Here is a 26,932-nt window from a genome sequence, read left to right as displayed (position 1 = left end):
GCCGGTTTTTTCATGCACGGTCGTTGGCGGGGTCGGCCAGGAAGCGTCGCGCGCGAGCATCGGTGGCGTAGGCGACGTTGATGCGTAGCCAGGGTGTGTCCCGTGCCTCGGGCAAGAAGACCCGTCCTGGTGACAAGGCGATGCCGCGTGTGGCGGCATGGGCGACCAGACGCTGAGAGGATTCGATGTCGGGGTGGCGCGTCCAGACGAACAGGCCGCCGGCGGGAGCATCGAAGATCTGCCACCCGGCCTTGCGTAGCAGCGCCAGTGTGGCTGACATCTGCCTGGCCAGACGAACCCTGAGGCGTTCCATCATGCGTCGATAGCTGCCGTTCTGAAGCATGGTGGCCAGGACCTGCTCGGCAAAGTGAGGCGCGGAGATGCTGGTCAGCATTTTCACGTCGACGAGGCGGCGGATCAGTTCCGGCTGGCCCGAGATGAACCCCACCCGCAACGAGCAGGACAGACTCTTGGAAAAGCTGCCGACATAGATCACCCGGTCGAGGCCGTCCAGCTCGGACAAGCGCACCGACGGCGTGTGTTGAAAGTCGGCATAGATGTCATCCTCGATGATCCGGACGTCGTGTCGTTCGGCGAGCCGCAGAAGGCGATGGGCGATCGGCGCCGAGAGGCTGGTGCCGGTCGGGTTCTGAAAGACGCTATTGATGAACATCAGACTCGGACGGTGCTCGAGCAGCAAGGCCTCGAGGCGTTCGATATCGGGACCGTCGGCGCGGCGGGGGACGGCGATGATGTTGGCGCGCTGCAGGCGCAATAGGCCGAGCAAGTTGTAGTAGCCCGGGGATTCGACCAGGACGGTGTCCCCGGGGCGGATCAACAGCCTCACCAGCAGGTCGAGTGCGTGGCTGCCGCCGCCGGTCAGCAGGATCTGGTTGGCGTGCGTCTCGATACCGAGCCGACGAAGGCGTTGCTGGATCAAGGTCCGCAGTGCCGGCGTGCCCAGCGGCGGGCTATAGTCGAAAACGCCGGCCCTGCTTTGTCGTGTCACCGAACGAATGGCATGGGCGAGGTCGTCGATTTCCCGCCAGTCATCCGGCAGCCAGCCGCAGCCCAGCTTGAGGCGCGTATCGTCCTGTTCGAAGAGGCGCCAGTTTTCGCTGGTGACGTCGGCCAAGGACACGGGGATGGTATCTTCCTGCCCGGATCGAGCCCGCTCCGCCACGAAAAAACCGGCGCCCGGTCTGGAATGAACCAGGCCTTCCGCGACGAGGTGTTCATAGGCTTCGATGACCGTATTGCGGCCGACAGCGAGTTCGCGGGTTAGCCGGCGAATGGACGGCAGTCGGCTCCCCGCGCCTGCGCCGTTCTCTATGAATCCCGTGCGCAGGTGCTCGACGACGCAGGTCGTCTGGGGACGGGAAACAGGGAGGTCGGCGTCATGGGGCATGAGGGCTCCAGCAAGGGACGAGGGCTGTGGCGATTATTGTGCGACTCGCCATCATGGCGGGCAAATCATGGCTGTCGGGCCGTGAGCCAGAATACGGTGCTGCGGGGCCTTGATGGTGTCCGGCGTCCCGATCGTTCTTGAAAACGCCTGTACAGTTCAGGCGAACGACTCGCCGCCGTGCCTTCTCCGCGGGGGCATGGGCGCCTCATGCTGACGGCTCCGTCAGTCTGTATGTACAGGAACGCACCATGCCCCGCCTCGATGCCACCCGGCTTGCCGTAGCCCTATGCCTGATTACCACCGCCGTCAATCTACAGGCCCCGCTCTACGCGCTGCTGGCGGACAAGGACGGCGTCGGGACAGGCGCGAGCAGCGTCGCCTTTGCCTGTTACGTGTTGGGGGTCTTTCCGGTACTGCTGATGCTGAACGGCCTGGTGGATCGGATCGGCAGAAAGGGCATGATCGTGGGGGCACTTTGTCTGACGCTGGCAGCGACGGCCCTGACGATCGTGGCCCCCGGGCTGGTGAGTCTCGGTATCGCCCGCCTGATGATGGGCCTGGGGACCGCGATGATGGCGTCGGTCGCACCGGGATGGATGGTGGACCTGCTCCAGAGGGGGGATCGCCGCCAGGCAGCCAACTGGGTCGCCGCCAGTACCTCCCTGGGCTTCGGGCTCGGCGCAGCGATCACCAGCCTTTTTCTACTGCACCGAGTCGAGCTGGTGCCGTCGAGTCTGTGGTTATATCTGCCAGCGGCCAGCCTGGCGTTGCTGCTGGTATCGGGACTCGAGGATCGTCATGCGCGCCGTCGGGGCGGTGGTGGGATGCTGAAACTGCCGAGCTGGCCGTCGGGCAGCTTGCCGTTCGCCCTGGCCATCCTGCTGGCATGGGCGACCGTGGGCCTGGTCATTGCCTTGCTGCCCTCTGCGCTCGAAAAGCATGGGCTGGCGGAGTGGTCGGGTTTTGCCACCTTCGGTATCTGCAGTTGCGGGGTGCTGTTCCAGCCCTGGGCACGCCGACTGTCTCCCCGGGGCGCGACGCGGCTTGGCTTGGCGATACTGCCACCGGCGTTCGGGTTGATTGCCTGGGGCGCGACCGAGGGCGTGATGAGTGCGATCTTGATCGGTACCCTGGCCGCCAGCAGTGCCTGTTACGGGTTCATCTACCTGGGTGGCATGAGTGGCGTGCTGGAGCTGGCGGGCGAGCAGACCGAGCGTGCCAGTGCCGGGTTTTTCCTGATGGCGTATACCGGCTTCAGCCTGCCAGTGGTGCTCATCGGTATGGTCGCGGATCTCTGGGGACACACGCTGGCGCTGGGACTCTTCGGTCTGGCCTTGTTTGCCGGGGCTCTCCTGGTCGGTAGACGGTTATCCGGCGAGCGCGTGAAGACGCTCTCACCGAACTCGTAGCGGCACCACCTTCAAGGGGCTCGCGCGTCATGAAGGCGGTGCGCACGGGTGAGTGTCGGCCGTCAGGATTCCACCTTTTCGCCGGTTGCCTTCGCGCTGCGCGACTTGCCGGTGGCGAGCAGCGGTTCGAGGAAGCGCCCGGTGTGCGAGTGTTCGAGGGTCGCCACGTGTTCCGGCGTGCCCTCGGCGATGATCCGTCCGCCGCCCGAGCCCCCCTCAGGGCCCAGGTCGATCAGCCAGTCGGCGGTCTTGATCACGTCCAGATTGTGCTCGATCACTACCACGGTATTGCCGTGGTCGCGCAGCCGGTGGAGCACCATCAGCAGCTGGCGGATGTCCTCGAAGTGCAGCCCGGTGGTGGGTTCGTCGAGGATGTAGAGCGTCTGGCCGGTGTCACGCTTGGCCAGCTCACGGGCCAGCTTGACGCGCTGCGCCTCGCCGCCGGAGAGCGTGGTCGCACTCTGCCCCAGGCGCACGTAGGACAGCCCCACGTCCATCAGCGTCTGCAGGCGCCGAGCGATGGCCGGCACCGGCGAGAAGAATTCCAGCGCCTCCTCGACGGTCATCTCGAGGACTTCGTGGATGTTCTTGCCCTTGTAGGTGATCTCCAGGGTCTCGCGGTTGTAGCGCTTGCCCTTGCAGACGTCGCAGGGCACGTAGATGTCGGGCAGGAAGTGCATCTCGACCTTGATCATGCCTTCGCCCTGGCACGCCTCGCAGCGCCCGCCCTTGACGTTGAAGGAGAAGCGGCCGGGCTTGTAGCCGCGGGCGCGGGCCTCCTGGGTGCCGGCGAACAGCTCGCGGATCGGCGTGAAGATGCCGGTGTAGGTCGCCGGGTTGGAGCGCGGCGTGCGGCCGATCGGGCTCTGGTCGATGTCGATGATCTTGTCGAGCTGATCGAGCCCCTCGATGGCGGTGTAGGTTTGCGGCGTCAGGGTGGAGGCCCGGTTGAGCTCGCGCGCGGCGATCGGCATCAGCGTCGAGTTGATCAGCGTCGACTTGCCCGATCCGGAGACCCCGGTGACGCAGACGAACAGCCCCAGCGGCAGCTCGAGGGTGACGTCCTGGAGATTGTTGCCGCGCGCGCCGATCAGCCGCACGACCTTCTCGGGGTTGCCCGGGATGCGATACGGCGGCACCTCGATGCGCCGGGTGCCGGCCAGGTACTGCCCGGTCAGCGAGTCGCGACTGGCCTCGACCTCGGCCGGCGTGCCCTGGGCGACGATGCGCCCGCCGTGGACGCCGGCGCCGGGGCCGATGTCGAGCACGTGGTCGGCGGCACGGATGGCATCCTCGTCGTGCTCGACGACGATCACCGTATTGCCCAGGTCGCGCAGGTGGACCAGCGTGCGCAGGAGGCGGTCGTTGTCGCGCTGGTGCAGCCCGATCGACGGCTCGTCGAGGATGTACATCACCCCCACCAGGCCGGCGCCGATCTGGCTGGCCAGGCGGATGCGCTGGGCCTCGCCGCCGGAGAGGGTATCGGCGCTGCGCTCGAGGTTGAGATAGTCGAGGCCGACATTGACCAGGAACTCCAGCCGGGCATGGATCTCGCGAACGATCTTGGCGGCGATCTCGCCCTTGCGGCCGGGCAGTTCCAGGGCCTTGAAGTAGTCCCAGGCGTCGCCGATCGGCAGGCGCACGATCTCCGGCAGGGTGTGGTCGTCGACGTAGACGTGGCGCGATTCGCGCCGCAGCCGCGAGCCGTGGCAGGTCGGGCAGGGCTGCACCGCCAGGTACTTGGCGAGATCCTCGCGGACCATGCTCGAATCGGTCTCGCGATAGCGACGCTGCATGTTGGGCAGCACGCCCTCGAAGGCATGTTCGCGGGTCACCTTGCGGCCGCGGTCGTTGACGTAGCTGAAGGCGATGGCGTCGTGCCCGCTGCCATGGAGGACGATCTCGCGCTCGTGGCGGGCCAGTTCGTTCCAGGGCGTCTCGAGCTTGAAGCGATAGTGCTCGGCGACCGCCTGCAACTGGTTGAAGTAGTAGACGCTGCGCCGGTCCCAGCCCTTGATCACGCCTTCGGCGAGTGACAGTTCCGGGTGGCTGATCAGCTTGTCGGGGTCGAAGTACTGCTGGCTGCCCAGGCCGTCGCAGGTCGGGCAGGCGCCGGCGGGATTGTTGAACGAGAACATCCGCGGCTCGAGCTCGGCGATCGAGTAGCCGCATACCGGGCAGGCGAAACGTGCCGAGAAGGTCAGGTCGTCGCGCTCGCCGTCCATGAAATGCACGACGGCGATCCCGTCGGACAGGTTCAGCGCGGTCTCGAAGGATTCGGCGAGACGCTGCTGGAGGTCGTCGCGCACCTTGATGCGGTCGACCACCACGCTGATGTCGTGCTTCTTGTTCTTGTCGAGCGGCGGAATCTCGTCGAACTCCAGCACCTGGCCGTCGACCTGGACGCGCACGAAACCCTGGGCACGCAGTTCGCTGATCAACTGCTGGTGCTCCCCCTTGCGGCCCTTGATCACCGGCGCCAGCAGCATCAGCCGGCTGCCTTCGGGCAGGGCCAGCACCTGATCGACCATCTGCGAGACGGTCTGTGCCTCGAGATCGATGTCGTGATCCGGGCAGCGCGGCGTGCCGGCCCGCGCGAACAGCAGGCGCAGGTAGTCGTAGATCTCGGTGATGGTGCCGACCGTCGAGCGCGGGTTGTGGGAGGTGGACTTCTGCTCGATGGAGATCGCCGGCGACAGCCCCTCGATGTGGTCGACGTCGGGCTTTTCCATCATCGACAGGAACTGCCGCGCATAGGTGGACAGCGACTCGACGTAGCGTCGCTGGCCTTCGGCGTACAGCGTGTCGAAGGCCAGCGAGGACTTGCCGGAACCGGACAGCCCGGTGACCACGATCAGCTTGTCGCGCGGCAGTTCGACGTCGATGTTCTGGAGGTTGTGGGTGCGAGCCCCCCTGACCTGGATCCTGTCCATTGCCACCTCATTGCAGCGCAAAATTTCCATTATACGCCCTGGCCGGTTGCGACCATAGCAACCCGGGTTAAGCGGCCGGGTCGGCCCGGTCGTGCGCGGCTTTCCCCCGATGGGCGCGAACCGGTAGAATGGTCGCGCTCGGTGCCGCATGCCGGCGCGTCGTCGCGAATGACGAGCGAGGCCCGATCAGGCAGACACGGCACGAGGCGTCGGTGTACGCCGCTGCCGGCGCTCATGCACGCAAGGCATGGGCCGATGGGTACCGTCTGGCCGAGCCTGCGCCGTCTTCCGGCCGTCGCCCGGTGGCGCTTTGTGACTCGCAAGCTGTTTCCCCTTCCCGTTCACCCAGACTGCGAACCTGCCCATGACTGCTCGACTACTGACCTCCGAGCGGCGTGCCATCACCGGCCTCGCCGGCCTGTACGCCACCCGCATGCTCGGCCTCTTCATGGTACTCCCGGTCCTGGCGCTCTATGCCAGGGACCTCGCCGGCGCCACACCGCTGCTCGTCGGCCTGGCGCTGGGCGCCTACGGCCTGACCCAGGCGGTCTTCCAGATCCCCTTCGGCCTGCTCTCCGATCGCGTGGGACGCAAGGCGGTGATCGCCGGCGGCCTGGTACTGTTCATGCTCGGCAGCGTGATCGCCGCCGAGGCCGATACCATCTTCGAGATCATCGCCGGGCGCTGCCTGCAGGGCAGCGGCGCGGTGGCCGGCGCGATCATGGCACTGCTCGCCGACCAGACCCGCGAACAGACCCGCACCGCGGCGATGGCCACCATCGGCTTGTCGATCGGTGTGGCCTTCGCCATCGCCATGGTCGTCGGCCCGCTGGTCGCCGCCCACTTCGGGCTGACCAGCGTATTCTGGCTCACCGCGCTGCTCGCCCTGGCCAGCCTGCTGGTGCTGTGGAAGCTGGTGCCCGCCGCGCCGCGCCTGGTACGCCACCGCGACGTGGGCATGGATCGCAGCCAGCTGCACAGCACGCTGTCGAGCCTCAGCCTGCTGCGCCTGGATTTCTCGATCTTCGCCCTGCACCTGATCCTCACCGCCGCCTTCGTCGCGGTACCGTTCCGGCTGGTCGACGTGGGCATCCAGGCTTCGCACCAGGGCTGGTTCTACCTGGCGGTGATGGGCCTGGCCTTCGTCTGCATGGTGCCGCTGGTGATCGTCGCCGAGAAACGCCGCCAGATGAAGGCGACCTTCCTCGGCTCGGTGGCCGGCATGACACTGATCCTGCTGGCGCTGGGCGAGATCGGCCATCAGCGCTGGGTGCTGCTGGGGCTGTTGTGGGCCTTCTTCGTGGTCTTCAACCTGCTCGAGGCCACCCTGCCGTCGATGATCAGCAAGCTGGCCCCGGCCGGCGCCAAGGGCACCGCCATGGGCGTGTATTCGACCAGCCAGTTCCTCGGCGCCTTCCTCGGCGGGGTGCTGGGCGGGGCGCTATCCCAGCATTTCGGGTATGATGCGGTATTTCTCGGCGCCGCCCTGCTCGGCGCGGTCTGGCTGGCGGTGATCTGGAAGATGCCCGCGCCGCGGCATCTGTCCAGCGAGATCGTCGCGCTCGAGGAGGGCCACGACGCGTTCGACACGCTGATGTCCCGCTTCGCCGCCGTGGCCGGGGTCGAGGACGTGATGGTGGTGCCCGAGGAGGGCGTGGCCTATCTCAAGGTCGACCGGCAGCGCCTGGACACCGATGCCCTGGCCCGCGTGGCCGGTACCCGACACGACACATCGGGCGCCTGAACGCCCGTCCAACAGCAAGGAGTCAAACATGGCCCGTGGTGTGAACAAGGTCATCCTGATCGGCAATCTGGGTCAGGACCCTGAAGTGCGCTTTACGCCGTCGGGAACGGCGGTGGCCAACCTCAACGTGGCGACGACCGATACCTGGATGGATCGGCAGAGCGGTCAGCGCCAGGAGCGGACCGAGTGGCACCGGGTGGTGCTGTTCAACAAGCTCGCCGAAATCGCCCAGCAGTACCTCAAGAAGGGCGGCAAGGTGTACATCGAAGGCCGGCTGCAGACCCGCAAGTGGCAGGACCAGAACGGCCAGGACCGCTATTCGACGGAGATCGTCTGCAACGACATGCAGATGCTCGATTCGCGCGGCGGCGGCGACTTCGCCCCGCAGCAGCAGCCGGGCAACGCCGGCGGACAGCAGGGCGGTTACGGTCAGCAGGGCGGCAATTACGGCCAGCAGGGCGGCTATGGCAACAACGCGCCCCAGCAGCGTCCTCCGCAGCAGCCGCCGGCCCAGGGTGGTCAGCAAGGCGGCCAGCAGGGCGGCAACTATGGCGCCCCGCAGCCCGGCAGCTTCGATGACTTTGACGACGAGATCCCGTTCTAAACCAAGGTCGTCCTAAGGAAGCGCTGAACAAATAGGCGAGCGGGATGAAGCGCAAGGCGCCCGGCGCACAGGAACCGCAGCATATGGGGTATATGTGAGGATTCCGCGCACCGCGCAACGCAGCGATTCGCCCGTGCAGGCATTTGTGCAGTGTTTCCCTAACGCGCTCCCGACCCGTCGGCATTACCGGCGGGTTTTTTGTGGGGGCGCGTCGGCGACTTGAGCCCCAGCCGGCGTGCCAGGCGGTGCAGGTTGCCGCTGTCCAGCCCCAGGGTGCGAGCGGTGGCCGCCCAGTTGCCGTCGTGGGCATTCAGTGCCTCGTCGATATAGCGGCGCTGAAAGTCCTCGGTGGCCTGGCGCAGCACCGGCCAGTCGCCCCGGGTCGCGGGGACATCGGAGCCGGTCGCGGCAGAGCGCTCGGGCGGCGGCGTCGTCGCAGCCGGCTCGTCGGTGGGCAGATCGAGATGGTGGCGCTCGATGCGGATCACGGCCTGGCGGCGGCTGTCGGCGCCGTGGTCGCGGACCCGTTCACCGAGCCGTTCGCCGAGGGCGCGCAGGGCCGCCCGGCCCAGGGTGTGCTCCAGCTCGCGCACGTTGCCGGGCCAGTGCCAGGCGAGCAACGCGGCCTCGGCCTCGGCGGCCAGGCGCAGGTTGCTCACGCCCAGGCGGACCCGGTTGTCGGCGAGGAAGCTGCCGACCAGCAGCGGCATATCTTCGCGGCGCTCGCGCAGCGGCGGCACCTGCAGCGGGAAGGCGCCAAGGCGGTGGTAGAGATCCTCGCGGAAGCGTCCGGCGGCGGCCTCGGCGGCCAGATCGCGGTTGGTCACGGCGATCACCCGGACGTCGACACGCTGGACGCGCTCGCTGCCCAGCGGCTGGATCTCGCCTTCCTGCAGGGCGCGCAGCAGCTTGGGCTGCAGGGCCAGCGGCAACTCGCCGATCTCGTCGAGCATCAGGGTGCCGCCGTCGGCCATGGCAAAGTGGCCGCGGTGGTCCTGGATCGCGCCGGAGAAGGCCCCGCGGCGATGGCCGAACAGCTCGCTCTCGATCAGCGACTCGGGCAGGCTGGCGCAGTTGACCTGGACCAGCGGGCCGCGATGGCGCGCCGAGCGGGCGTGCAGGGCGCGCACTACCCGCTCCTTGCCGACCCCGGTCTCGCCCTGCAGCAGCACGCACATGTCGGTGGGCGCGACCAGGCGGATGGTCTCGTCGAGCCGCCGCATCGCCGGGCTGTTCCAGTGCATCGTCACCGGCGGCTGGCGCTCCTGATCGAGCGCCTCGCTGAGTCGCGAGCGGGTCTGGCTGAGCTGGCTGGCCAGGCGCAGGCAGGTGCCCAGCAGGCGGGCCTTGGCCAGCAGCTCCTCGTCGTCCAGCGTGGCGAGCCGGCCGGCCTCGAGGGCGTCCAGGGTCAGCACGCCGATCAACCGTTCGCCGTCGCGCAGGGCCACGCCCAGGCAGTCGTGGACCGCGCTCAGGTCCTCGTCGATCAGGCCGTCGAAGGGGTCGGGCAGCGGGCTGTCGGGCGGGAAGCGGCAGACCGCGGCGTGGCTGGCGATGGCCGCCAGGCGTGGATGAGCGTCGAGCGAGAAATGGCGGCCGCGCACGTCGGCCGGCAGGCCGAGCACGGCGACCGGCTGCAACCCGGCGTCGGTCGTCACCATCAGCGTGCTGGCGTCGGCCGGTGAATCGCCCACCAGGGTGGCGAGCAGGGTCGACCACCAGGGATGCAGGGTCTCGATCGGTTCGCCGTCGGCGAGCCGGGTGAGCAGCTCGCGCAGGGCGCGGTAGAACGGTGTCATTAAGACGCTCTTCAGCGGAATTTGTCGAAATGACAGCAAAATGGCTGTCGTTTGTACAGTCTCCGTGACTGGCGGTGGCCAACGGCCCGCGCCGGTGGTTGGAGCCGGCGGGCTCGGCGCCGCCGGTGGCGGGGGCTGGCGACACGGGGTGTGGCAGGGTGTCGCGGATGATCAAGGCACTGGCACGCTGGCACGGCGGTTGCTCTATCAGGATGTCACGCCATCTTTCAGGAGAATCATCCATGCTGACCCCGCAACAGGAACAGCTGGTCGCCGCCACCGCCCCCGTCGTCGCCGAGCATCTCGAGGCGATCACCGCGCGTTTCTATCCGCTGATGTTCGCGCGTTACCCCGAGGTCAAGGCCCTGTTCAACGCCGCCCACCAGGCCACCGGCAGCCAGCCGCGGGCCCTGGCCGGCTCGGTGCTGCGCTACGTGCAACTGCGCGGCGACCGTGAACAGGCCAAGGCGGCGCTGGCCCTGGTGGTCGGCAAGCACGTCTCGCTGGGTATCCGTCCCGATCAGTATCCGATCGTCGGCGAGTGCCTCATGGCAGCGATCGGCGAGGTGCTGGGCGATGCCGTCACCCCCGAGATCGCCGATGCCTGGCAGGCCGTCTACGAGGAGCTGGCCGGCCTGTTGATCGAGCTCGAGGCCGAGGCCTATGCCGAGTTCGCCGGTCGGCCGGGCGGCTGGAGCGGGACCCGGGTCTTCCGCGTCGCCGAGACCCGCGACGAGAGCGCCGAGATCCGTTCCTTCGTGCTCGCGCCCGAGGACGGTGGCCCCGTTGCCGACTTCCGCGGCGGCCAGTTCATCGGCGTGCGGCTGGTACTCGACGGCGAACCGGTCTACCGTCACTACAGCCTGTCGGCGGCCCCCAACGGCCGGACCTATCGGCTGTCGATCAAGCGCGAGCCCGGCGGCCGGGTCAGCGAGTACTTCCACGCCCACATGGGCGTCGGCGCCACGCTGGAACTGCTGCCGCCGGCCGGCGACCTGACCCTCGACGAAGGCCGTGAGCCGGTGATGCTGCTCAGCGGCGGGGTGGGCCAGACGCCGATGCTGTCGCTCGCCAACGAGGCGCTGGCCCAGGGCCGTGAGGTGACCTATGTGCACGCCGCTCGCGACGGCAGCGTACACGCCTTCGCCGACGAACTGGCCGCGCTCCAGGCCCGCTACCCGCAACAGCTCAGAACCGTGACGCTCTACGAGTCGCCGCGGGATGATGACGCGCCGGATCATGTTGGCCGCCTCGATCGCGAGCTGCTGGCGCGCCACCTGCCGAGCCCCGAGGCCCGCTGCTACATGGTCGGCCCCTACGGCTTCATGCGCAGCGTCGACGAGCAACTGGCCGAGTTGGGTGTGCCCGGGGCACAGCGTCGTTTCGAGACCTTCGGCCCCACCCGTCAGCTCTCGGCCTGACATGCCTCGGCGGTGATGGTGGTTGCCTATGCCCCTGATCGGTAAAAACCATCGTCGCCGCCATTGATTAGCGCTCTAATGGCTACCATATACTCTCTCGAGCCGACGATTTCACTGGCCAAGGAGAGACCATGGCATACCAGAGATTGCTGTCCCCGCTGCAGGTCGGGCGTCTGAGCCTGCCCAACCGGGTGATCATGGCGCCGCTGACCCGCGCCCGCACGCCGGACATGGTGCCGGGCGAGTTGCAGGCGACCTACTATGCCCAGCGTGCCGGGGCCGGGCTGATCATCAGCGAGGCCACCAACATCTCGCCCACCGCGCGCGGTTACGTCTATACCCCGGGCATCTATACCGATGCCCAGGAAGCGGGCTGGCGCAAGGTGGTCAAGGCGGTTCACGACGCCGGCGGGCGCATGGCGCTGCAGCTGTGGCACGTCGGCCGGGTATCGCACGACTCCGTGCAGCCGGGCGGCCAGCCGCCGGTGGCGCCGAGCGCGCTACGCGGTGAGGGCGCCCAGGCCTTCATCGAGTTCGCGGACGGCTCGGCCGGCCGCGCGCCGGCCAGCACACCGCGTGCCCTCGCGCTCGACGAGATCCCGGCGCTGATCGACGACTATCGCCAGGCGGCGCGACGCGCCAAGCGGGCCGGCTTCGACATGGTCGAGGTCCACGCCGCCAACGCCTACCTGTTGCAGCAGTTCCTCGCCACCGGGTCCAATCGGCGCACCGATCGCTATGGCGGCAGCGTGGTCAACCGGGCGCGGTTGCTGCTCGAGGTGGTCGATGCGGTGAGCCAGGTGATGGGCGCCGACCGGGTGGGCGTGCGCCTGTCGCCGTTCATCGAGATATTCGGCCTCTCCGACGACGAGCCGGAGGCGATGATGCACTATCTGGCCGAGCAGCTGTCGCTGCGCAAGATCGGCTACCTGCACATCAACGAACCGGACTGGACCGGCGAAGGCCCGCAGCTCAGCGACGCTTTCCGTCGCGACCTGCGCGAGCGTTTCCGCGGGGTGCTGCTGTATTGCGGCCATTACACCGCCGAGCGTGGCGAGGCGCTGATCGACAATGGCCTGGGCGACGCCGTGGTGTTCGGCCGGCCCTACATCGCCAATCCCGATCTGGTCGAGCGCTTCCGTCGCGACGCGCCGCTCAACACGCCCGATCCGGATACCTTCTACGGTGGCGGGGCCGAGGGTTACACGGATTACCCGAGCCTGGACTGATGCTCGCCATGCCCGCGGCAGGCCATGGGCTGTCCAGCGGCCTGGCTTGCCGCTATCCTGTGAGGCAGGACGCCGTATCGGGCGGTCCAAGCCCATTGGTTAGGAGGACTCACATGCAGATCAGGACGTTGCTGGCCGGTTCCGCGATGCTTGCCGTGCTGGCGGGTTGTGCCACCGGCACCCAGCAGGCCGCGTCGCCCCAGACGCCGGCGGCCGCCGAACAGGCGGCCGTCTACGAAGGGACGCTACCGTGTCGCAACTGCGCAGGGATCGACATCACCGTGGCCCTGCGTGGTGACGAGCAGGCCAGCGATGCCGAGCGCACCTTCAAACTGGACGCCGCCTACCGCGAACACCCGCAGAACCCGCCGGACGAGCACTACGAGGGGCAGTGGGACGTGCTCAGCGGCACGGCCACCGATCCCGACGCCACCGTCTATGAATTGACCCCGGATGGCGAAGGGCAGGTCTACTACTTCCTCAAGCTCGACCCCGATACCCTGGAACTGGTCGATCCGCAGAAGCGGCGCTTCCAGAACGGCGAGGCCCTGCGGCTGACGCGCGAGCAGGGTCAGGTCGCCCAGTAAGTCCGGTCGGCCATCACACGACGGGGCGGCCTGCGGGCCGCCCTTGTCGTTGACGGGGTCGTCATCGTCGTCACAGCGTGGGAAGCGTGTCATGGCCAAGGCGAAGAGCGCCTTCGTGTGCACCGAGTGCGGTGCCGAATACACCAAGTGGCAGGGCCAGTGCTCGAGCTGCCGCGAGTGGAATACCCTGAGCGAGGTGCGCCTGGCCGCCCCCCGCCCGGGAAGCGGTGGCGCCGCGCCTGCGCCGCGCGCGGGGTACGCCGGCGCGCTGTCGCGCGAGGTGGTCGATCTGGGCAGCGTCGATCTCACCGAGGTGCCGCGCTTCTCGTCGACCTTCGGCGAGTTCGACCGGGTGCTGGGCGGCGGCCTGGTACCCGGGTCGGCGGTGCTGCTGGGCGGCCACCCCGGCGCCGGCAAGTCGACCCTGCTGTTGCAGACGGCCTGCAAGCTCGCCCAGCAGCGCAGCGTGCTCTATGTCACCGGCGAGGAGTCGCTGTCGCAGGTGGCGATGCGCGCCCATCGCCTGCAACTGCCCACCCAGGGGCTGAAGATGCTCGCCGAGACCAGCATCGAGACGATCCTCGGCGTCGCCGAGCGCGAGCGTCCCGCGGTGCTGATCATCGACTCGATCCAGACCATGCATCTCGAGGATATCGGTTCGGCGCCGGGCGGCGTGGCCCAGGTGCGCGAGTCGGCGGCGGCGCTGACGCGCTTCGCCAAGGGCTCCAATACCGTGCTGATGCTGGTCGGTCACGTCACCAAGGACGGCACCCTGGCGGGCCCCAAGGTGCTCGAGCACATGATCGATGCCTCGCTGCTGCTCGAGGGCGGCAGCGACTCGCGCTTTCGCACCCTGCGCGGCCAGAAGAACCGCTTCGGGGCGGTCAACGAGCTGGGCGTGTTCGCGATGCTCGAGCAGGGCCTCAAGGAGGTCAAGAACCCCAGCGCGATCTTTCTCTCGCGCGGCGAGGAGCAGGCGCCGGGCAGCCTGGTGATGGTGGTCTGGGAAGGCACCCGACCGATCCTCGTCGAGGTCCAGGCGCTGCTCGACGACTCGGCGCTGGGCAACCCGCGCCGGGTGGCGGTGGGGCTCGACCCCAACCGGCTGGCGATGCTGCTGGCGGTGCTGCACAAGCACGGCGGGCTGTTCACCGGCGACCAGGATGTCTTCCTCAACGTGGTGGGCGGGGTCAAGGTGCTGGAGACCAGCGCCGACCTGGCGGTGCTGCTGGCGGTGGTGTCGAGCCTGCAGAACCGCAGCCTGCCGCGCGAGCTGGTGGTGTTCGGCGAGGTGGGCCTGTCCGGCGAGATTCGTCCGGTGCCCAGTGGCCAGGAGCGTATCGTCGAGGCCGCCAAGCACGGCTTCACCCGGGCCATCGTGCCACGCGGCAACGCCCCCAAGCGTGCCCCGGAGGGGATGACGGTGGTCGCCGTGGACAAGCTCGCCGAGGCGCTGGAGGCCCTGTAGGCCCGGCCGTTGCCCCGCCTGTCTACGCTTGACGTAGAATCGTCGCAAACCGAACCAAGGAGAGGACCATGAGCGCCATTCGCCTGACCCAGTACAGCCACGGCGCCGGCTGTGGCTGCAAGATCGCCCCCGACGTGCTCGACGGGATCCTCGCCAAGGCCGGCCCCGGGGCCAGCAACAGCCGGCTGATCGTCGGCAACCAGGGGCGCGAGGATGCCGCCGTCTATGACCTCGGTGACGGCCGCGGGCTGATCGCCACCACCGATTTCTTCATGCCGATCGTCGACGATCCGTTCGACTTCGGCCGTATCGCCGCCACCAACGCCATCAGCGACGTCTATGCCATGGGCGGTTCGCCGGTGATGGCGCTGGGCATCCTCGGCTGGCCGCTGGACACCCTGGGCGCCGACATCGCCGGCGACGTGGTGGCCGGGGCCCAGGCGGTGTGTCGCGAGCTGGGGCTGGCGCTGGCCGGTGGCCACTCGATCGACGCCCCCGAACCGATCTTCGGACTGGCGGTCAACGGCCTGGTGGATCTCGAGCATCTCAAGCTCAACAAGGGCGCCGAGCCGGGCGATCTGCTGTATCTCACCAAGCCCCTGGGTGTGGGCCTTCTGACCACCGCCGAGAAGCGCGGCCTGCTCGAGCCGGGGCACCAGGGGCTGGCCCGCGAGACCATGCTCGCCGCCAACGACATGGGCGTCGAGCTGGCGAAGATCTCGGGCGTGCATGCCATGACCGACGTCACCGGCTTCGGCCTCGCCGGGCATCTGAGCGAGGTCTGCGAGGCCAGCGGGGTCAAGGCGCGCATCGACTTCCGTCGCCTGCCGCGGCTGGCCGACGCCGAGGCCTATCGTCGCCAGGGCGCGGTACCCGGCGGCAGCGAACGCAACCGCCAGGCGCTGGGCGGACGGCTGCCGACGATGGACGAGGCGCACTGGCAGTGGCTCTGCGATCCGCAGACCTCCGGGGGCCTGCTGCTCGCGGTGCACCCGTCCTATGCCGATGACGTCGAGCGTGTCGGCCGGGCCCACGGCGTGAACCTGGAGCCCTTCGGTGAGTGCGTGAAGGCCGAGGGCGAGGCGCTGATCGAGGTCCGGCGGTGACCCTGCCCAGCGTCGCGCCCGATCTGGCCTGGCTCGCCGAGGGGCGCACCCTGATCGACGTGCGTGCCCCCGTGGAGTTCGCCCAGGGGGCGCTGCCGGGCGCCGTCAACCTGCCGCTGATGGACGACGAGGAGCGTCACCGGGTGGGCATCGCCTACAAGCAGCACGGTCAGGCGGCGGCGATCGAACTCGGTCAGCGGCTGGTCGGTGGCGGCATCAAGCGCGCCCGGGTGGACGCCTGGCGGCGGGTGCTCGACGCGCATCCCGATGCCCTGATCTACTGCTTCCGCGGCGGCTTGCGTTCGCAGATCGCCCAGCAGTGGCTGGCCGAGGCGGGGCTCGAGCGTCCGCGCATCCAGGGCGGCTGGAAGGCCATGCGTCAGGCGCTGTGCCGACGCATCGACGCCGCCGCCGAGCGGCCGATGCTGGTGGTCGGCGGGCTCACCGGCTGCGCCAAGACCGAGCTGGTGCAGCGCGCCGGCAATGGCCTGGATCTGGAGGCCTGTGCCCGTCACAAGGGCTCGGCATTCGGTCGCCATCCGCTGCCGGCGCCGTCGCAGATCGATTTCGAGCACGCCATGGGTCGCGATCTGCTGGCCATCGAGGGCTCCTGCGTGGTCGAGGACGAGTCGCGCCACATCGGCAACGTCAACATTCCGCTGGCGTTCTGGCGGAATATGGAACAGGCGCCGCGCGTGCGCGTGGAGATGCCGCTGGACTGGCGCCTGGCGCGCATCCACAAGGACTACATCGAGGACCTGTGGGCGATCTACGCCGGCCAGTACGGCGAATGGCTGGGCTGGGCGCTGATGCGCAAGCAGCTCGCCGGCGCCCTGCGGCGCCTGAAAAAGCGCCTGGGCGGGCCGCGTCTGGAACGCCTGATCCGCCTGCAGGAGCTGGCCTTCCGCGAGCACCAGCGCGGCAATTCCCAGGCCCACGAGGCCTGGCTGGCGCCGCTGCTCACCGAATACTACGATCCGCTCTACCGGCATCAGCTCGACAAGCACGACCAGACCTTCCTGCATGTCGGCGACTGGGAGAGCTGTCTGGCATTTGCCCGCGACTGGCTGGCGCGACAGACAGCCTAGTCGCGCGCTCTCGGAGGGGGCTTACAAAGTCGGCGAGCGCAGGCATTGTGCACCCCCTCTCAGGCGGTGCTGGCGAGCCAGCGCACCAGCACCCGATCCAGCAGGGCGGCGAGGCGGTCGAAGCGCCGGGGATCGGCGAGGATGCTCTCGCGACTCTGGACGTAGGGGCTGTCGGCGGCGTCACCGTCGGACTGCCCGCTGTCGCCAGCGGGACGCTCGGTGTCGCCCGGAAGCGGGTGGTCGAGCAGCTGCGCCGCGCTGGACGCGGTGACTTCCAGACGGCACTGCAGGCCGACGACCCGGCCGGCGTCCCAGGCGAAGCCCTGCACCGGGCTGGCCGAGCTGGCGCCCAGCGGCAGGGCGTCCTCGGGCAGGCCGAAGATGTCGCGGTGCCAGTGGAAGGCCTCGAACTGCTCGGGCAGGTCGAAGGGACTCTCCGGCGCCAGGGTGATGGTATGCCAGCCGGCCTCGGTGTAGATCCCCGGCGAGACGATGGCGCCGAGCGCCTCGGCGATCAACTGGGCACCCAGGCCGATGCCCAAGAGCGGCTTGCCGCTCTTGAGCGCGCGCATGATCAGCTTCTTCTCGCGCTTGAGCCAGGGGTGGGCCTCGAGCGCATCGTGACGCTGGGGGCCGTCGAGCAGGATCAGGGCGTCGCAGTCCTCCAGGCGCGGCGGGACCTCGTCGGCGTACAGGTGACAGGTGTTGTGGCTGTGCCCCATGCCCGCCAGCCAGTCGGCGAGTCGGGCGGGGCCCTCATGGGCGGCGTGCTGGAGAAAGTAGATATGCATGATGGCATCATGATGGCGGAAGCGGCGTGACAGCGTCCAGTGGCGTTTTTTCTTTCGCTCAGGGAGTCCGGCGATGGCCTCGCGTGAACGGCTCGAACAGATCTACACCATCGTCGCCCAGATCCCCGCGGGGCGGGTGACCACCTACGGTCGGGTGGCGACGATGACCGACGGCGCGACCGCCCGCATGGTGGGCAGTGCCATGCGCCATCTGCCCGCGGGCAACCAGCTGCCCTGGCATCGCGTGATCAATGCCTCGCGGCGTGTCGCCGACCATGGCGGCGCGGCCCGCCAGCGCGACAAGCTGCGCGCCGAGGGGGTGGTCTTCGACGAGCGCGGGCGGGTCGATGCATCACTGCTCTGGCCCAGAGGGCCGGAAGCGCGTGACATTCAAGGAGATGGCATGAGCAAACCCGCGGGCGGCTTCAAGGCGCGCCTCAAGCAACTCGATCGGAGTCAGCAGGCGGCCTTCATGGCCGCGCTGTGCGAACGTCTGTTGCCCAACTATGGTCTTTATGCACAGATGAGCGGTGTCGGCGATCCCCGGGCCCTGCGGGTGATCCTCGACCTGGCCTGGGAGGCGCTGCTGGTGCGCGAGGCGAAGATCGATTTCGCCCGCCAGGCCGAGAAGCTCGTCGAGCTCGAGCCGCCCGGCGACGACGACAGCTTCGGCGCGCGCCGGGCGGTGGAAGCGGTAATGGCACTGGCCACGTTGCTCGATACCCTGCAGAGCGAGACGCCCGACGCGCCCCAGGCGGTCAGTGGCCTGTCGATGAGCGGCGTGCAGGCCTACATCGAAATGACCGAAGGCAGCGAAGCCGACGATGCCGAGCAGGCCGCCGAGCGCCTGCGCGAGCATCCGCTGATGGACGACGAGCGCGGCTTCCAGGCGGCGGTGCTGGAAGCCGCCGAACAGCGACTCGATCGCGAGGCGCTCAAGGCGCTGCGCCGTCTGGGGCGTAACGACGGCGTCAGCAACCTCGGGCTGAGTCTGGACTGATCGGCGCCCGCCAGGGGCGCCGGGGAGGCGAGCGTGAAGTACCGTCAATGGCCCCAGGCGCGTATCGACGAGGCCCGTGCCCGGCTGGCCTCGCCGCTCGACGATGACGACGTGCACGAGCTGCGTCTGACCTGCAAGCGGCTGCGAGCCGCCCGCCAGCTGCAGCGCGTCGAGCGCCCCAAGGCGGCGATCAAGGCCCGCGAGGCCACGCCGCGGGCGATCGCCAAGACCCTGGAGGGCCCGCGCGAGGCCCGGGTACGCCATGCCATGCTGGGTTGGGCGCTGCCGCGCCTGAGCCCCGAGCTGCGTCCCGTGGTGGCCCGGCTGCGCGCCACCCTGGTCGCGTCGCTCGACGCGACCGCCGGTGCGGATCGGGGGGTGCTCGGCGCCGAATTCGCCCGCGAGGCCGACAACTGGCGGGCCGAGCCGCTGAGAGGCCGTCAGGTCAAGGCCGGCTATCGGCGCAGTCGGCGCAAGGCCCGGCGGCTGGCCGCGGCCTGTGCCGAGTCCCGGGATCCCGCGCTTTGCCACCGCTGGCGCAAGTGGGTGAAGTATCTGACCTATCAGCAGGCACTGCGTGAAGGGGTCAAGGGCAAGTCGCCCAAGCTCGATCCGCGCCGCCTCAAGCGCCTGGCCAAGCGGCTCGGCCGTCAGCACGACCTGGTCAATCTGGCGGCATGGCTACAGGCGGAGGCGACACTGGACGCATCACGCCGCGACCCGCTGATGGGTGAGTTGCATGCCCTCGCCGAGCAACAGCTCGACGAGGGCCTCGAGCAGGCCGAGAAGCTCGGCTGGCTGTGACTACAGCCGCATCTCGATGCCGTGCTCGCTCATGTAGCGCTTGGCGTCGGGGATGGTGTATTCGCCGAAGTGGAAGATGCTCGCGGCGAGCACCGCGTCGGCGGCGCCCCGGGTCACGCCTTCCACCAGGTGATCGAGGTTGCCGACCCCGCCGGAGGCGATCACCGGCACTGCCACGGCATCGGAGATCGCCCGGGTCAGTTCCAGATCGAAGCCCGACTTGGTGCCATCGCGATCCATGCTGGTGAGCAGCAGTTCGCCGGCACCGTAGTTGACCATCTTGCGCGCCCAGTCGATGGCATCGAGCCCGGTGGGCTTGCGTCCGCCATGGGTGAAGATCTCCCAGCGCAGCGGTTCGCCGTCGGCGCTGACCCGCTTGGCGTCGATCGCCACCACGATGCACTGGCTGCCGAAGCGTTCGGCGGCCTCGTGCACGAACTCGGGGTTGTTCACCGCGGCGGTGTTGATCGAGACCTTGTCCGCGCCGGCGTTGAGCATGGTGCGGATATCCTCGCAGGTGCGGATGCCGCCCCCCACGGTCAGCGGGATGAACACCTCGCCGGCGATGCGCTCGACCATCTCGACAGTGGTTTCGCGGTCCTCGTGGCTGGCGGTGATGTCGAGGAAGGTGATCTCGTCGGCGCCCTGCTGGTTGTAGCGTTTGGCGATCTCCACCGGGTCGCCGGCGTCGCGGATGCCGACGAAATTGACGCCCTTGACCACCCGGCCGGCGTCGACGTCGAGACAGGGGATGATGCGTTTGGCCAGGCCCATGGTCGTCACTCCTTGCGGGTTGCGGGGGTATCGCGTTCGGCGTCCATCGCGTCGCACAGTCGCTGCGCCTCGGCGACGTCGAGGCTGCCCTCGTAGATGGCGCGTCCGGTGATGGCACCGAGAATGCCCTGATCGGCGACCTCGGCCAGGCCGCGGATGTCGTCGAGATTGGTGACGCCGCCGGACGCGATCACCGGCAGGCCGCCCTCGCGGGCCAGCTCGACGGTGGCGTCGAGATTGACGCCCTGCATCATGCCGTCGCGAGCGATGTCGGTATAGACGATCGACGACACGCCGTCGTCGGCGAAGCGCTTGGCCAGTTCGGTGGCCTTGATCGTCGAGACCTCGGCCCAGCCGTCGGTGGCGACGAAGCCGTCGCGGGCGTCGAGGCCGACGATCACGTGGCCCTCGAACAGCCGGCACATCTCGCTGACGAAGGCCGGCTGCTTGACTGCCTGGGTGCCGATGATCACGTAGGAGACGCCGGCGTTCAGGTAGTGCTCGATGGTCGCCGCCGAGCGGATCCCGCCGCCGATCTGGATCGGCAGTTGCGGATAGGCGCGGGCGATGGCGGTCACCGCCCCGCCATTGACCGGCTTGCCCTCGAAGGCGCCGTTGAGATCGACCAGATGCAGGCGCCGCGCGCCGGCCTCGACCCAGCGCTCGGCCATGGCGACCGGATCGTCGCCATAGGTGGTGGCGTCGTCCATGCGCCCCTGCTTGAGGCGGACGCATTGGCCGTCCTTGAGATCGATGGCGGGAATAACCAGCATGTCGTGTCCTCGTTCACGCCCCGGGCGCGATTGGTCCAGCTTGATGATGAGAGATGAAGGCCCGTGTCACGAGACCCCGCGGGTGATTGACCGGCTAGGGCGCCCAGTTGACGAAGTTTTCCAGCAGCCGCAGGCCGGCACTGGCACTCTTCTCGGGGTGGAACTGCACCGCGAAGACGGTGTCGCGGCCGGTGGCCACGTGCGCGGTGACGTCGCCGTAGCGAGTGGTGCCGAAGACGTCCGCATCGCGCTCGGCCTCGACATAGTAGCCGTGCACGAAGTAGAAGCGGGTCTCGTCGGCGATGCCGTCCCACAGCGGATGCGCGTGACGCTGGACGACCTGGTTCCAGCCCATGTGGGGCACCTTGAGCCGGCGGCCCTCGGCATCGTGCATCGCCTGGCTGAAGTGGCGCACCCTGCCGGGCAGAAAGCGCAGGCACTCGATGCCACCGTTTTCCTCGCTGGCGTCCATGAGCATCTGCTGGCCGACACAGATGCCCAGCAGCGGCTTGGCCTGGTCGGCGAGCATCTCCTGAACCAGCCCCTGCAGTTCCGTGCGCTGCAGTTCGCCCATGCAGTCGCGCATGGCGCCCTGGCCGGGCAGCACGATGCGCGTGGCACCGCGAATGGAGCGTGCGTCGCGGGTGATCACCACGTGTTCGTGGGTGACGTGCTCCAGGGCCTTGGCCACGGAGTGCAGGTTGCCCATGCCATAGTCGATGACGGCGATCGTCATGCTCGCTCCTCGCGGTTGGTGATCAAAGGCTGCCCTTGGTGGACGGCATCTGGCCGGCCATGCGCGGGTCGGCTTCCACCGCCATGCGCAGCGCCCGGCCGAAGGCCTTGAAGATCGTCTCGGCCTGATGGTGGGCGTTGCTGCCCTTGAGGTTGTCGATGTGCAGGGTCACCCGGGCGTGGTTGACGAAGCCCTGGAAGAATTCCTGGAACAGCTGGGTGTCCAGGCGGCCGATGCTGGCGCGGGTGAAGTCGACGTCCATGGCCAGGCCGGGACGGCCGGAGAAGTCGATCACCACTCGCGACAGGGCCTCGTCGAGCGGCACGTAGGCGTGGCCGTAGCGGCGGATGCCGCGCTTGTCGCCGATTGCCCGATCGAAGGCCTGGCCCAGGGTGATGCCGATGTCCTCGACGGTATGATGATCGTCGATGTGCAGGTCGCCCTTGGCCACGATGTCCAGGTCGATCAGGCCGTGGCGCGCGATCTGGTCGAGCATGTGATCGAGGAACGGCACGCCGGTCTCGGCGTTGAAGCGCCCCTGGCCGTCCAGGTTGATGGTGACCGTGATCTGGGTTTCCGAGGTGTCTCGCGACACCGTGGCGATGCGCTCGGGCATGGACCGCTCTCCCTCCGGGCGCTCGCGCGCCGGGCACTGATGATCAGGGGCACTGCCGACGACGCGTGCCGCCATCCGGCCCGGTGCCCCTGCCGAGCCTGCCATTATAGAGAATCGCACTGGCCATCCGCTACAATGCGGGGGCTCAAGACGGGAGCGACATCCCGCCCACGGGAGAATAGGCATGCCGGTCACATTGGAGGAAGTCGATCACGCGCGCTGGGAAGCCGAGCCCCGGGTCGCGCTGGACCTGTCGCGGATCTATCACGACGCTGCCCCCGACTGGCTGCCGGCGCCCGCCGACGACTTCATTCGCCAGCACCTCGAGGAGGGCGGCGTCTTTCACGGCGCGCTGTTCAACGACCGTCTGCTCGGCGCGGTGAGCGTGCGCAAGACACCCGAGGCCTGGTGGATGTCGCATTTCTGCGTGCGCAAGACCACGCGCCGCCGCGGCGTCGGCTCGCGGCTGATGGCGTTGGTGGCCGCCGCTGCCGGCGACACCGACACCCCGCTGCGCATCGAGATCGTCCATCTGCCGTTGGAAAGCCAGCTGTTGCTGGTGCGGATGGGGTACCGGCTCGAGGAGAGCGGCAGCTTTTTCGAACTCAAGACATCCGCTCCAGGAGGAAGCCAATGAAGAGGCTGGTACGGATACTGCTCGCGGCAGTTGGCGTACTGGGATTGGTGGTCGTGGCGGCGGTGGTGTATGTCACCACCTTCTTCGACCCCAACGATCTCAAGCCGCGTCTGGTCGAGGCGGTACACGAGCAGACCGGGCTGACCCTGTCGCTGGACGGCCCTCTCAACTGGTCCTTCTACCCGCGTATCGGTGTCAGCGTCGAGGATGCGCGTGCCTGGCTGCCCGAACAGACTCGCGAGAACGAGGCGTTCGCCGCCATCGACCGCGGCGAGGTCAGTCTGGCCTTCGCGCCGCTGCTGTCCGGCGAGATCGCCATCGACGGGGTGACGCTCGACGGCATGCGTCTCGACCTGGTGCGTGATGAGCAGGGCCATGGCAACTGGGAGCAGTTGCTCGACCGGCTCGGCGGCTCCGGCGACAAGGCCGAGAGTGCGCTGGCGCCGGCCTCGGCCGGCCCCGCGATGCAGGCGTCCAGCGATCCCGCGGTGGCCCTCGACATCGCCAGCATCGAGGTGCGCAACAGCCGGGTGCATTATGTCGACCGGTCCAGCGACCTGGATCTGACCGTGCGCGATCTCTCGTTGACCGGCCGCGACGTCAATCCGGTCAACGCCTTCCCGCTGCAGACGCATTTCGTCGTCGACAGCACCGCGCCCGAGCTGAGCAGTCAGGTGGACTTCAAGAGCAAGGTACGGCTGGGCCTCAACGACGGCCGCTACGTGCTGGAAGGGCCGTCGCTGGAGACTCGCACCAGCCTGGCCGCCTCCAAGGATCGCGAACAGACGCTCGATGTCGAGGCCGGCAAGCTCACCGCCGACACCCGGGGCGGGCATTACCGGCTCGACGCTGCCCAGGTCGATGCCGAACTGGCGCACCCCGCGCTCGGCGACAAGCCGCTCTCGCTGGCGTCGTCGTTCGTCGCCGAGGCCAATACCCAGGAACAGACCGCGCGGCTCAGTGACCTTTCGCTGACCGGTGACGATGGGCTCAAGCTGACCGGCGTCCTGACGGTTAGCCAGTTGAGCGACGCACCGCACTATTCCGGGCAGGTCAAGCTGGCGCCGCTGTCGCTGCGCCCCTGGCTGACGCGCTTCGGCGTGGCCCTCGACACCGCCGACGATGACGCGCTCTCCGAGGTCGCACTGACCAGCCCGGTGACGGGCGACCTGTCCAGGGCGATGCTCTCCAATCTGACCCTGGTCGTGGACGACACCACGCTGACCGGCTCGCTAGGGGCCGGCCTCGACGGTCGCTCGCTGAGCTTCGATCTGCAGGGCGACAAGCTCGACCTGGACGGCTACCTGCCGCCGCGCACTCAGGCTGCGCCTCAGGATGACACCGCCGCGCTGCTGCGTACGCTGGGGGTGGCGCCGGCCTATGCGGCGACCGAGGCGGCGCAAGCGGCCGATCTGGTGCCGACGGCGGCGCTGCGCGATCTCTCCCTCGATGGCCAGCTCGCCCTGGACAGCCTCACGGTCAAGGGCCTGACTCTCGACAAGCCGTCGCTGGCGCTCGCCGGCAGCGATGGTCGGCTTGCGCTCGAGCGGCTCGACAGCCGGCTCTACGACGGCACGCTGCATGCCGAGGCCGGTCTCGACGTGCGTCAGTCGCCGATCCGCTGGTCGTTCAGCGAGAAACTCGACGGCGTGCAGCTCGTGCCGCTGGTCGAGGACTACAGCGGCAAGCCTTCGCCGTTGCGTGGCCGGCTCAACGTCAACGGCGACTTCACCTCGCAGACCAACCGTGCCGACACCCTGCTGCGCAATCTCGACGGCAAGGCCGACTTCCGCGTCAGCGACGGTGCGGTGTTCAAGGTCAACGTCTCGCGGGAGCTGTGCACCGCGGTGGCCATGCTGGAGGGCGAGACCACCAGCCGCGACTGGAGTCCGGATACCCGCTTCGACCAGATCAAGGGCAGTGCCAAGGTGGTCGACGGCGTCATCCACAACGACGACCTGCTGATCGGCATCCCCGGCATCGAACTGACCGGCAAGGGCCAGGTCAACCTGCCCACCCAGCGCTTCGACTACGACGCCCGGGCTCGTTTCGTGGATACCGCCGATGCCGCCTGCAAGGTCAATCCGCGGCTCGAGAAGGTGCCGCTGCCCGTGCACTGCGAGGGTGAGCTGTCCGGCGAGCCGGGGCAGTGGTGCGCCTTCGATCGCCAGGCCTTCCAGCAGACGCTGACCAACCTCGCCAAGGACGAGGCCCAGAAGAAGGCCGTCGACAAGCTCGGCGAGAAACTCAATGAAAAACTCGGTGACAAATCTTCCGAGGAACTTCGCAACGCCATCCGTGGTCTATTGAAGTGACTATCATGCAAGCCAGTCCTGCGCCGACCTTCGCGTCGGCGCTTTTTTATGGGACGCTGCGCCCATGACGCCATCCCAGCCCATCGACCTGACCCCGCAGGCCTTCCAGTCGCGCCTGCTCGACTGGTTCGATCGCCACGGTCGCAAGAGCCTGCCCTGGCAGCAGGACAAGACCCCTTATCGAGTCTGGGTCTCGGAGATCATGCTCCAGCAGACTCAGGTCGCCACGGTGATCCCCTACTACGAACGCTTCATGGCGCGCTTTCCGGACGTCGAGGCGCTGGCCCGCGCCGAGGTCGACGAGGTGCTTCACCTGTGGACCGGGCTCGGCTACTACGCACGGGCGCGCAACCTGCACCGGGCGGCGCAGTGCGTGGTCGACGAGCACGACGGTGAATTTCCCGTGCACAGCCTCGAGGCCATGGCCGCGCTGCCGGGGATCGGTCTGTCGACCGCCGGGGCGATCATCGGCATCAGCACCGGTCGGCGCGCGGTGATTCTCGACGGCAACGTCAAGCGCGTGCTGGCGCGGCTGCACGCGGTCCAGGGCTGGCCCGGCAAGACCGCGGTGAGCCGCGAGCTGTGGCGGCTGGCCGAGCATTACACGCCCGACTCGCGGGTGGCCGACTACGCGCAGGCGATGATGGACCTGGGGGCGACGCTGTGTACCCGGGGCAAGCCCAGTTGCCTGCTGTGTCCCTTCGAGGACGTCTGCGTGGCTCACGCCCGCGGCGAGGAGCGGCGTTTTCCCGAGTCCAAGCCGCGCAAGGCGCTGCCCGAGCGGCGTACGCTGATGCTGCTGCTGTGCGACCCCGAGGGTCGCGTGCTGCTCGAGCGCCGGCCGCCCAGCGGCTTGTGGGGGGGATTGTGGTGCTTTCCTCAGTTCGAGGATGACGCCGCGCTGGATGACTGGTTAGCCTGTCATGTGGCACATGCCCGGCGCGGCAAGGCCTGGGCGCCGTTCACGCATACCTTCAGCCATTTTCGGCTGCAGATCGTGCCGCAACCGGTCTGGCTGACGCGCGAGCCAGGAATCGTCGCGGAAAGCGGTCGGCTGTGGTACGACCTGGCACAACCCGCCAATGTCGGGCTGGCGGCGCCGGTCAAGACGCTGCTGGAGACGTTGGCCGACAACCTGACACAAGCCGAGGAGACAACGCCATGACCCAGACCGTGTTCTGCCGCAAGTACCAGCAGGAGCTCGAAGCCCTGCCGTTCCCGCCACTGCCCGGCGAGAAGGGGCTGGAGATCCAGCGAACCGTTTCCAAGCAGGCCTGGGACGAGTGGCAGGCGCAGCAGACGCGACTGATCAACGAGAAGCACCTCAACCTGCTCGAGCCCGAGTCGCGCGAGTACCTCATGGAGCAGATGGAGCGTTTCCTCGACAACCGCGAGACCGACCAGGCCGAAGGCTATGTACCGCCGTCGCAGTGATGTCTGACGGTGTCGTGGAGGGAAAGCATCTTTTTGAATTGAAAAGGGTTGACCGGCACGGGGCTTTACGGTTTAATACGTCCCCGTTGGCAGCGGCCAGATAGCTCAGTCGGTAGAGCAGTGGATTGAAAATCCTCGTGTCGGCGGTTCGATTCCGTCTCTGGCCACCACACTGCTGGGGTATAGCCAAGTGGTAAGGCACCGGTTTTTGGTATCGGCATTCGCAGGTTCGAGTCCTGCTACCCCAGCCACGCCG

Annotated in this window: 23 protein-coding genes, 2 tRNA genes and 1 pseudogene; 18 read left to right on the top strand and 8 right to left on the bottom strand. The window is 68.2% G+C overall.

The window, feature by feature from the left end:
* Window positions 1-10: 10 nt before the first annotated feature.
* Window positions 11-1,408: a PLP-dependent aminotransferase family protein gene (locus KGR00_RS19565; protein WP_224418664.1), complete on the bottom strand. Its 1,398-nt coding sequence runs from the start codon at window positions 1,406-1,408 to the stop codon at window positions 11-13.
* Window positions 1,409-1,656: 248 nt separating this feature from the next.
* On the opposite strand from KGR00_RS19565, the gene KGR00_RS19560 reads away from it, so the two are divergent.
* On the top strand, window positions 1,657-2,817 hold the full coding sequence (locus tag KGR00_RS19560) for an MFS transporter (protein ID WP_224418665.1): 1,161 nt from the start codon (window positions 1,657-1,659) through the stop codon (window positions 2,815-2,817).
* Window positions 2,818-2,879: 62 nt separating this feature from the next.
* Here KGR00_RS19560 and uvrA read toward each other — a convergent pair whose 3' ends face one another.
* Window positions 2,880-5,750: an excinuclease ABC subunit UvrA gene (uvrA, locus tag KGR00_RS19555; RefSeq protein ID WP_224418666.1), complete on the bottom strand. Its 2,871-nt coding sequence runs from the start codon at window positions 5,748-5,750 to the stop codon at window positions 2,880-2,882.
* Between the two features lie 364 nt (window positions 5,751-6,114).
* On the opposite strand from uvrA, the gene KGR00_RS19550 reads away from it, so the two are divergent.
* Together KGR00_RS19550 and ssb are read left to right on the top strand one after the other, a co-directional pair.
* Window positions 6,115-7,494 (top strand): MFS transporter, encoded by a 1,380-nt coding sequence (locus tag KGR00_RS19550; protein ID WP_224418667.1) that lies wholly within the window; start codon window positions 6,115-6,117, stop codon window positions 7,492-7,494.
* A gap of 28 nt (window positions 7,495-7,522) precedes the next feature.
* A complete protein-coding gene (ssb, locus tag KGR00_RS19545; RefSeq protein ID WP_129141336.1) occupies window positions 7,523-8,098 on the top strand; it encodes a single-stranded DNA-binding protein in 576 nt (191 codons plus the stop codon).
* Between the two features lie 158 nt (window positions 8,099-8,256).
* Here ssb and norR read toward each other — a convergent pair whose 3' ends face one another.
* Window positions 8,257-9,897, bottom strand: a complete 1,641-nt coding sequence (gene norR / locus KGR00_RS19540) for a nitric oxide reductase transcriptional regulator NorR (RefSeq protein ID WP_224418668.1) — start codon at window positions 9,895-9,897, stop codon at window positions 8,257-8,259.
* 242 nt (window positions 9,898-10,139) lie between these two features.
* On the opposite strand from norR, the gene hmpA reads away from it, so the two are divergent.
* From hmpA to mnmH, 6 genes are all read left to right on the top strand, one after another.
* Window positions 10,140-11,318: an NO-inducible flavohemoprotein gene (gene hmpA / locus KGR00_RS19535; protein ID WP_224418669.1), complete on the top strand. Its 1,179-nt coding sequence runs from the start codon at window positions 10,140-10,142 to the stop codon at window positions 11,316-11,318.
* Between the two features lie 131 nt (window positions 11,319-11,449).
* Window positions 11,450-12,547 (top strand): alkene reductase, encoded by a 1,098-nt coding sequence (locus KGR00_RS19530; protein ID WP_224418670.1) that lies wholly within the window; start codon window positions 11,450-11,452, stop codon window positions 12,545-12,547.
* Between the two features lie 113 nt (window positions 12,548-12,660).
* Window positions 12,661-13,134, top strand: a complete 474-nt coding sequence (locus KGR00_RS19525) for a copper resistance protein NlpE N-terminal domain-containing protein (protein ID WP_224418671.1) — start codon at window positions 12,661-12,663, stop codon at window positions 13,132-13,134.
* A gap of 91 nt (window positions 13,135-13,225) precedes the next feature.
* Complete coding sequence (gene radA, locus KGR00_RS19520; RefSeq protein ID WP_224418672.1) at window positions 13,226-14,602, top strand: DNA repair protein RadA; 1,377 nt, start codon at window positions 13,226-13,228, stop codon at window positions 14,600-14,602.
* Between the two features lie 68 nt (window positions 14,603-14,670).
* The gene (selD, locus tag KGR00_RS19515) at window positions 14,671-15,708 is read left to right on the top strand and encodes a selenide, water dikinase SelD (RefSeq protein WP_129141330.1); all 1,038 of its coding nucleotides are present in this window, start codon (window positions 14,671-14,673) and stop codon (window positions 15,706-15,708) included.
* Window positions 15,705-16,796, top strand: a complete 1,092-nt coding sequence (gene mnmH, locus KGR00_RS19510) for a tRNA 2-selenouridine(34) synthase MnmH (protein WP_224418673.1) — start codon at window positions 15,705-15,707, stop codon at window positions 16,794-16,796. Before selD ends, mnmH begins: the two co-directional genes overlap by 4 nt.
* A gap of 59 nt (window positions 16,797-16,855) precedes the next feature.
* On the opposite strand, the gene KGR00_RS19505 is transcribed toward mnmH, so the two are convergent.
* Window positions 16,856-17,587, bottom strand: coding sequence for a type 1 glutamine amidotransferase (locus KGR00_RS19505; RefSeq protein ID WP_129141328.1), 732 nt, complete (start codon window positions 17,585-17,587; stop codon window positions 16,856-16,858).
* A gap of 73 nt (window positions 17,588-17,660) precedes the next feature.
* Here KGR00_RS19505 and KGR00_RS19500 point away from each other — a divergent pair.
* The 3 genes and pseudogenes from KGR00_RS19500 to KGR00_RS19490 form a co-directional block, all read left to right on the top strand.
* Window positions 17,661-17,954: pseudogene (locus tag KGR00_RS19500) on the top strand (MGMT family protein); the annotation flags it as partial.
* Between the two features lie 36 nt (window positions 17,955-17,990).
* A complete protein-coding gene (locus tag KGR00_RS19495) occupies window positions 17,991-18,587 on the top strand; it encodes a YjaG family protein (protein ID WP_224419852.1) in 597 nt (198 codons plus the stop codon).
* Between the two features lie 33 nt (window positions 18,588-18,620).
* Window positions 18,621-19,391: a CHAD domain-containing protein gene (locus KGR00_RS19490; protein WP_224418674.1), complete on the top strand. Its 771-nt coding sequence runs from the start codon at window positions 18,621-18,623 to the stop codon at window positions 19,389-19,391.
* Here KGR00_RS19490 and hisF read toward each other — a convergent pair whose 3' ends face one another.
* The 4 genes from hisF to hisB all read right to left on the bottom strand — a co-directional run bounded on the left by hisF (window position 19,392) and on the right by hisB (window position 22,290).
* Window positions 19,392-20,165 (bottom strand): imidazole glycerol phosphate synthase subunit HisF, encoded by a 774-nt coding sequence (gene hisF / locus KGR00_RS19485; RefSeq protein WP_129141324.1) that lies wholly within the window; start codon window positions 20,163-20,165, stop codon window positions 19,392-19,394.
* Window positions 20,166-20,170: 5 nt separating this feature from the next.
* Complete coding sequence (gene hisA, locus KGR00_RS19480; RefSeq protein WP_129141323.1) at window positions 20,171-20,938, bottom strand: 1-(5-phosphoribosyl)-5-[(5-phosphoribosylamino)methylideneamino]imidazole-4-carboxamide isomerase; 768 nt, start codon at window positions 20,936-20,938, stop codon at window positions 20,171-20,173.
* A gap of 94 nt (window positions 20,939-21,032) precedes the next feature.
* Complete coding sequence (hisH, locus tag KGR00_RS19475) at window positions 21,033-21,674, bottom strand: imidazole glycerol phosphate synthase subunit HisH (protein WP_129141322.1); 642 nt, start codon at window positions 21,672-21,674, stop codon at window positions 21,033-21,035.
* 22 nt (window positions 21,675-21,696) lie between these two features.
* On the bottom strand, window positions 21,697-22,290 hold the full coding sequence (hisB, locus tag KGR00_RS19470) for an imidazoleglycerol-phosphate dehydratase HisB (RefSeq protein ID WP_224418675.1): 594 nt from the start codon (window positions 22,288-22,290) through the stop codon (window positions 21,697-21,699).
* Between the two features lie 184 nt (window positions 22,291-22,474).
* Here hisB and KGR00_RS19465 point away from each other — a divergent pair, with 184 nt between their 5' ends.
* The 6 genes from KGR00_RS19465 (at window position 22,475) to KGR00_RS19440 (ending at window position 26,927) form a co-directional block, all read left to right on the top strand.
* Window positions 22,475-22,927, top strand: a complete 453-nt coding sequence (locus tag KGR00_RS19465) for an acetyl-CoA sensor PanZ family protein (RefSeq protein ID WP_129141320.1) — start codon at window positions 22,475-22,477, stop codon at window positions 22,925-22,927.
* Complete coding sequence (locus KGR00_RS19460) at window positions 22,924-25,242, top strand: AsmA family protein (RefSeq protein ID WP_224418676.1); 2,319 nt, start codon at window positions 22,924-22,926, stop codon at window positions 25,240-25,242. The genes KGR00_RS19465 and KGR00_RS19460 overlap by 4 nt, the downstream gene beginning before the upstream one ends.
* A gap of 64 nt (window positions 25,243-25,306) precedes the next feature.
* A complete protein-coding gene (gene mutY / locus KGR00_RS19455) occupies window positions 25,307-26,407 on the top strand; it encodes an A/G-specific adenine glycosylase (protein WP_224418677.1) in 1,101 nt (366 codons plus the stop codon).
* Window positions 26,404-26,676, top strand: a complete 273-nt coding sequence (locus tag KGR00_RS19450; protein ID WP_129141317.1) for an oxidative damage protection protein — start codon at window positions 26,404-26,406, stop codon at window positions 26,674-26,676. Before mutY ends, KGR00_RS19450 begins: the two co-directional genes overlap by 4 nt.
* 94 nt (window positions 26,677-26,770) lie before the next feature.
* Window positions 26,771-26,846, top strand: a tRNA-Phe gene (locus tag KGR00_RS19445).
* Window positions 26,847-26,852: 6 nt separating this feature from the next.
* Window positions 26,853-26,927, top strand: a tRNA-Gln gene (locus KGR00_RS19440).
* The last annotated feature ends 5 nt before the right edge of the window (window positions 26,928-26,932 follow it).

The sequence above is a fragment of the Modicisalibacter sp. MOD 31.J genome, from assembly GCF_020147985.1.
GTDB classification, from domain to species: domain Bacteria; phylum Pseudomonadota; class Gammaproteobacteria; order Pseudomonadales; family Halomonadaceae; genus Modicisalibacter; species Modicisalibacter coralii.
Note: the sequence above shows the minus strand (reverse complement) of the source record. Positions and strands in the feature narration are given on the sequence as shown.

Excerpts from the sequence above, each read along its gene's own strand:
- norR (WP_224418668.1), bottom strand. The coding sequence starts at position 9,897 with ATGACACCGTTCTACCGCGCCCTGCGCGAGCTGCTCACCCGGCTCGCC.
- hisB (WP_224418675.1), bottom strand. The coding sequence starts at position 22,290 with ATGCCCGAGCGCATCGCCACGGTGTCGCGAGACACCTCGGAAACCCAG.
- hisA (WP_129141323.1), bottom strand. The coding sequence starts at position 20,938 with ATGCTGGTTATTCCCGCCATCGATCTCAAGGACGGCCAATGCGTCCGC.
- mutY (WP_224418677.1), top strand. The coding sequence starts at position 25,307 with ATGACGCCATCCCAGCCCATCGACCTGACCCCGCAGGCCTTCCAGTCG.
- radA (WP_224418672.1), top strand. The coding sequence starts at position 13,226 with ATGGCCAAGGCGAAGAGCGCCTTCGTGTGCACCGAGTGCGGTGCCGAA.
- KGR00_RS19525 (WP_224418671.1), top strand. The coding sequence starts at position 12,661 with ATGCAGATCAGGACGTTGCTGGCCGGTTCCGCGATGCTTGCCGTGCTG.
- KGR00_RS19565 (WP_224418664.1), bottom strand. The coding sequence starts at position 1,408 with ATGCCCCATGACGCCGACCTCCCTGTTTCCCGTCCCCAGACGACCTGC.
- KGR00_RS19495 (WP_224419852.1), top strand. The coding sequence starts at position 17,991 with ATGAGCAAACCCGCGGGCGGCTTCAAGGCGCGCCTCAAGCAACTCGAT.
- KGR00_RS19450 (WP_129141317.1), top strand. The coding sequence starts at position 26,404 with ATGACCCAGACCGTGTTCTGCCGCAAGTACCAGCAGGAGCTCGAAGCC.
- KGR00_RS19530 (WP_224418670.1), top strand. The coding sequence starts at position 11,450 with ATGGCATACCAGAGATTGCTGTCCCCGCTGCAGGTCGGGCGTCTGAGC.
- hisH (WP_129141322.1), bottom strand. The coding sequence starts at position 21,674 with ATGACGATCGCCGTCATCGACTATGGCATGGGCAACCTGCACTCCGTG.
- KGR00_RS19505 (WP_129141328.1), bottom strand. The coding sequence starts at position 17,587 with ATGCATATCTACTTTCTCCAGCACGCCGCCCATGAGGGCCCCGCCCGA.
- KGR00_RS19560 (WP_224418665.1), top strand. The coding sequence starts at position 1,657 with ATGCCCCGCCTCGATGCCACCCGGCTTGCCGTAGCCCTATGCCTGATT.
- KGR00_RS19465 (WP_129141320.1), top strand. The coding sequence starts at position 22,475 with ATGCCGGTCACATTGGAGGAAGTCGATCACGCGCGCTGGGAAGCCGAG.
- KGR00_RS19460 (WP_224418676.1), top strand. The coding sequence starts at position 22,924 with ATGAAGAGGCTGGTACGGATACTGCTCGCGGCAGTTGGCGTACTGGGA.
- hisF (WP_129141324.1), bottom strand. The coding sequence starts at position 20,165 with ATGGGCCTGGCCAAACGCATCATCCCCTGTCTCGACGTCGACGCCGGC.
- ssb (WP_129141336.1), top strand. The coding sequence starts at position 7,523 with ATGGCCCGTGGTGTGAACAAGGTCATCCTGATCGGCAATCTGGGTCAG.
- selD (WP_129141330.1), top strand. The coding sequence starts at position 14,671 with ATGAGCGCCATTCGCCTGACCCAGTACAGCCACGGCGCCGGCTGTGGC.
- uvrA (WP_224418666.1), bottom strand. The coding sequence starts at position 5,750 with ATGGACAGGATCCAGGTCAGGGGGGCTCGCACCCACAACCTCCAGAAC.
- KGR00_RS19550 (WP_224418667.1), top strand. The coding sequence starts at position 6,115 with ATGACTGCTCGACTACTGACCTCCGAGCGGCGTGCCATCACCGGCCTC.
- hmpA (WP_224418669.1), top strand. The coding sequence starts at position 10,140 with ATGCTGACCCCGCAACAGGAACAGCTGGTCGCCGCCACCGCCCCCGTC.